This window comes from Aporhodopirellula aestuarii, from assembly GCF_023701485.1.
Classification (GTDB): Bacteria; Planctomycetota; Planctomycetia; order Pirellulales; family Pirellulaceae; genus Rhodopirellula; species Rhodopirellula aestuarii.
The window spans coordinates 1-4,589 of sequence record NZ_JAMQBK010000026.1 but is presented as its reverse complement, the minus strand read 5'-3'; the positions used below and the strand labels follow the sequence as shown (position 1 = coordinate 4,589).

Sequence of the window (4,589 nt, the reverse complement as noted above, 5' to 3'; positions counted from 1 at the left end):
AGTCCGTACGGGCTCTGGGGTGCACTCGGGACCGGCGCGTCACGCGAAGTGATCGACAGCGAATTCTAAAAGACTGACTGTTGTGTATCAGTCTCTCTTGATTTCAGACGGGAGTGCTTGGCGAAATCGGTCTGCACGAGCCCCGTCCAAGAGCAACTGATCGGTGTTTAACTGGCCTGATTGTTTCAGGCCAGTTTGGGTCGGGATTACCGACCAGCGATACCCTCGTCGACGCAAACGCCAGGACAATCGAAACGTCCCTCGGCCGATTCAACTTGAACATCTTCACACTCTCATATGGGTCACAAAACATGAAATCACATCAAGCGTACTTCTCTTTTCTAGTCTGTTTCTTCCTTGGAACGTTGCTTTGCTTGCCCGGATGTGGTGACGAGAAACCCAAATTGGTTACTGACGGAATGAGCGAAGAGGAAATCCAAACTCGAGACGACCTAACCATCGCAAATAGTCAGCCGCACGACGATGATTGATACCACGAGGTAATGACGGCGAGTCGGAGGCCGTCTGCACTTGCTAAACAGCCGTAGCGTGGAGAAATGTTGCCCACACAACGTGGACTTAGCTTCTTACCTGTGGCTGTCTTTAGTTTCTGATGGCTACACGGACCGAAGTCGAACTTGTCGATCGGAAAAAGCTTCGTAGACCGAAAAGCGGGACCGACAGCTCTAAGAGTTCGTTGGCTGGTGTCGTGAATGTCGCCAGATGACGTTCCCGACGTCCAAACTCCTCACGCAGACCGCGGCGGATCAGGTTCGCGGTGGAACGCTCTACACACCCCAATCAACTTGCTGTCGTTGCGAGATTGTGGCCAAACGCTCTGCGGTCGGTACAGCTCTCACTTTCGACCGCGGATTGTTCGGCCACATTGATTGCCATGTTCGCGAAATGTTTATCGCATCGCGGGTATTTCATTCGAGGCGGGAACCTCGTTTCTCAGAATCAGTCCGGCCTTTCCCACGAGTTTCAAATAGTGATCGCTGGGGAGACCCTCATAGGTCAGAAAGCGGACGCCCTCGCCGACAGGTGGCTCGTTCGTGCATTTGAAGATCGCAGTGCCTTCGTCGACTTCATCAAACATCGCGACATAAATCATGTCCGCCCCCGCTTGTTTGGCCGCGACGATCTGCGACCACAAGAACTGCCCCTTCAGCCGTGGGATGGCGTCAAGCGGTTCGCCCTTCAAGTTGTGCCAACTGAATCCGGGAAAGACAACCGGAAGAAGATCGAGATGTTGTTCCTCGCACCACTTAACGTCGGGCGTCCATGTCTCTCGCTCGTGTTTCGCAACTTGTTCTAGAGTGCGATAACGGCCCGGCGTCCATGGGCTGATCACGTCAGCAAGCTTGAGGATCTCGTGCAAGTCGGTATCCGTCACGGCGTCGCGGTTCTGTTCCCTCCATCCGGTCGGAACGCCCAAAATGACGCTGCATCCTGCGGACTTGAACGATTCGATCATGTCACGACATTCCGCCAGCGTGTAGGCGCCGGGCACGTGCCGGTCGGTGAACCCAACACCCCAAATTGCGACGAGCGGCTTGTCGTTGTGATAAAGATAGGACGACGCGTCGGTGAGTTTCCACTGCGACTGCAACGTCGACCAATCCTGATAAACACGAACAAGCTGCCCTTCCTTGAGACCTGACAAATCGTACATGACCGCACAAACACGCCCGTAGCGTTTAGACTCGTGGATGGCGTGCTGTAGGACCGCATTCTTGTGTTCGCGTGCATGTTGCGAACTGAGACCGCTCGCGAACCGCTGCACGAACGCGCCATCAATGTCGTATTCTTGCATCCATCGAAAATGACGGTGAATCGTTTTCGGATTCGCACTGCTGAAAACCTCTGCCACCGATCCGTCGGCGAGTTGAAACTCTGTCGGATATCGTTCGTCCTGATCGTATTCCGTCATGTCGGGCCACAAATCAACCGTCACGTTTCCCGGACCAAATGGCTTGTTTCGATTTTGTGCCCAATGCGTCCAACCTAGATTCGAACCATCGCCATCTGCATTGAACCAGCCTTGATAGCCAACCATGACTTTGCCGGACAACGTTGAAGTGTCAACGATTGATGAAGCCTTTGCGGCACGCTCAGGGGTTGATAACTCTTGCCCATCAAGCTGGCCCACGAAGACAATCGCAAAAGCAAAGAAAAAGAAAGAGCACAGCGGTGCATCGACTGGAACAGTGAAGCGAACGGACATTGGCGGCGCAGGTGGATCGATACGTGGCGGATAATAACTTCGGAAGATTCCATCGATGCGGTTCGAGTTCGCCGATGTTATCGACTTACATTGATCACTTGGTGGATGCTCTCGAATCAACCGCCCACCTTCGCATCGACCGTCGAACCGACGTGTCAGAAAACTGTATCGAGACGGTCAACAAACCATCGACGTGACATTAATGTTGCGTAAGAAGAGCCCGGTTGTTGCCATTTGTGTCAATCGCGGCGTGTGCACCTCGCCCTCGTGAACGCAAGCGAATTCCAACATTGGTCGTAGGTGATTCGAAAAACAAATTCGGGTTTCCCGGCACGTCCTCCCGATACCGCGAGCCGAAAGGTGGATGGCACCGGATGAAAATGAAAGGGGGCAATTCTGTATTGCAACACAACAAATCATGCACCTCGTGCAAATCAGATTGATACAATGACACGATGATCACCGCCGAAAGGAGGTCTATTTTGCCTGTTTTTAATCGGTGTGTTCGGACGAAACCGCACGTCAACGCGGCACGAGCATGATTCCTAATAAACGTCAACCTTATCCGTTTTTTGGTCTCCATTTTTGAAACGGTTGCATCTCACATCGTTGATAACAGTTTCGTCAATTGTCTCCATCCGCCTTCGATTCCCCACCCGCACTGATTACCACGTATTTGAAAAGGATTTGGAAGCAGCCATGCGCCAACGCCCCATCGCTTTTGTATTATTCTTCTGTCTTTCGCTGATCTTCTCAAATGCGTCCGCACAACCACTCGAATATCAACTTTCCAAAGATCAGGTTGTTGCTTATCGAGTCACCGTAACAGCCACCTTGCCATCGTCAGTCGAGACCTTGAAGGGCTTGATCGCATTCACGGGGAAGGGCACTGACAACGCAAATCAAATTGTTGAATATAGAGGTGGTTTGACGAAGTCGACCAAGTCGACGGTCGCTCGGACGATGCCCATGCGTGGTGGCTTTCGCGGACGTCCCGGCGGAGGTCCACCACGAGGACCGTTTGATCAGCCAAACTTCCGTGGTTTGACGCAATCAACGAGCACGCTGGTCATCTCCAGCAAAGGCGATATCGTGAGTATGCGGGGCGACTCGCAGTTGCCCTATCTGCTCGGCAATCTCGCATTGATGCCGTTTGAGCAACTGCCTGCAGAGGGTGAATCCGAGTGGGGCGATGGCACGAGTTTGACAATCACATCCAAAGAAGAATCATCTCGCTTCGGGCCTCGGTTTGGCCCCTTTGCTCAAGGCAACGAAGAAGAAACAACAACAGGTGGCGGCGAAAAGAGCGAGTACAGAATCCAAACCGATGATGGGAAACTGGTCTCGATCCTCAAGACATACTCGCTGAACTCCCCTGCCGCCACCAGCAAAGATACCGGGTTTGAGATGAGCGGCTCAGGTACTTGGGTCTTCAATCGTGAACTCGGTATGTCCGAGTCGATGGATTTTAAAGTTGACATGACGGTGGAGTCAGGGAACTCGTCGACGAAGATTCCGTTGACGATCGAGTGGAATCGAATCCCCGAGCAAGAGTACAAGGATTTCCTGAAAGAGCGTGAAGAGCTTCGGGCCGCCGCGATCGCCAAAGCCAAGGAACCAGCCTACCCAGTCAAGATCAGTGAGAGCAACAAGAAACGAATTCTGTCGCGGCTTAATCACTCACAGTGGGGCGTCGTGTGGGGCGAACTCCAGAGCCTCTCTCGTTCTCGAATGACCGGCTTGGTTGCCGAGGACATGGATCTCATGGTTGTGGTGGGCGGTCTGAGGTCGAATAGCAATGACAAGGTCAAAGCGGCCGCGGAAGTGATTTGGAAAAAATGGGGAGCCTCCTTTGAAGAACTTGCTTCGGAGGAACAGAAGGCTGCGGCGGCGGGAGCGGCGGAGGAATCCAATCCGTTCATTGTGGTCACAGCCGATGACATGAGCGGACCGAGACAATGGTCTGACAAATCGGGGCGTTTCAAAATCGAGGCAGAGTTTGTTGCGTTGGAAGGAACGACGGTGGTGCTCAAAGGAAAAGATGGAAAACAGATCAAGGTCGACAAAGCCCGACTCTCCCCCGACGACCAAGCTGTGATTGAACGTCTGGCTAAATAGGTCGAACAGCGGAATCCTACTCCTCCGGACGCGTGTCGTACGTTCCAACGCGGAAAGATAGCTCGCCGGTTTCGCATGCCCAAAATCGAGGATCGCGACGACGAACTGATTACGGGCTCGTGCGTCTCCTTCATCCCCTCGCGTTCCAAATTCTTGACCAAATCGTCCTGATAATGGCTGTCAACAGCTGCCAGGAAACGCGGCTTTGTGCATAATCGTGGGGAGACGTCGATTCAATTACTGC

General features: G+C 53.0%; 3 protein-coding genes. 2 read left to right on the top strand and 1 reads right to left on the bottom strand.

Annotated elements, in window-relative coordinates; translation table 11 throughout:
• Window positions 1-311: 311 nt before the first annotated feature.
• Window positions 312-491 (top strand): hypothetical protein, encoded by a 180-nt coding sequence (locus tag NB063_RS10130; protein ID WP_250928612.1) that lies wholly within the window; start codon window positions 312-314, stop codon window positions 489-491.
• Window positions 492-910: 419 nt separating this feature from the next.
• Here the strand turns inward: NB063_RS10130 and NB063_RS10125 are convergent, their stop codons facing one another.
• Window positions 911-2,227, bottom strand: a complete 1,317-nt coding sequence (locus NB063_RS10125) for a glycoside hydrolase family 71/99-like protein (RefSeq protein WP_250928611.1) — start codon at window positions 2,225-2,227, stop codon at window positions 911-913.
• Window positions 2,228-2,926: 699 nt separating this feature from the next.
• Between NB063_RS10125 and NB063_RS10120 the strand changes: the two genes are divergently transcribed.
• On the top strand, window positions 2,927-4,345 hold the full coding sequence (locus tag NB063_RS10120) for an SHD1 domain-containing protein (RefSeq protein WP_250928610.1): 1,419 nt from the start codon (window positions 2,927-2,929) through the stop codon (window positions 4,343-4,345).
• Window positions 4,346-4,589: the final 244 nt, after the last annotated feature.

Bases quoted from the DNA above. Each gene is read 5' to 3' on its own strand.
- NB063_RS10125 (WP_250928611.1), bottom strand. From the start codon at position 2,227: ATGTCCGTTCGCTTCACTGTTCCAGTCGATGCACCGCTGTGCTCTTTC.
- NB063_RS10120 (WP_250928610.1), top strand. From the start codon at position 2,927: ATGCGCCAACGCCCCATCGCTTTTGTATTATTCTTCTGTCTTTCGCTG.
- NB063_RS10130 (WP_250928612.1), top strand. From the start codon at position 312: ATGAAATCACATCAAGCGTACTTCTCTTTTCTAGTCTGTTTCTTCCTT.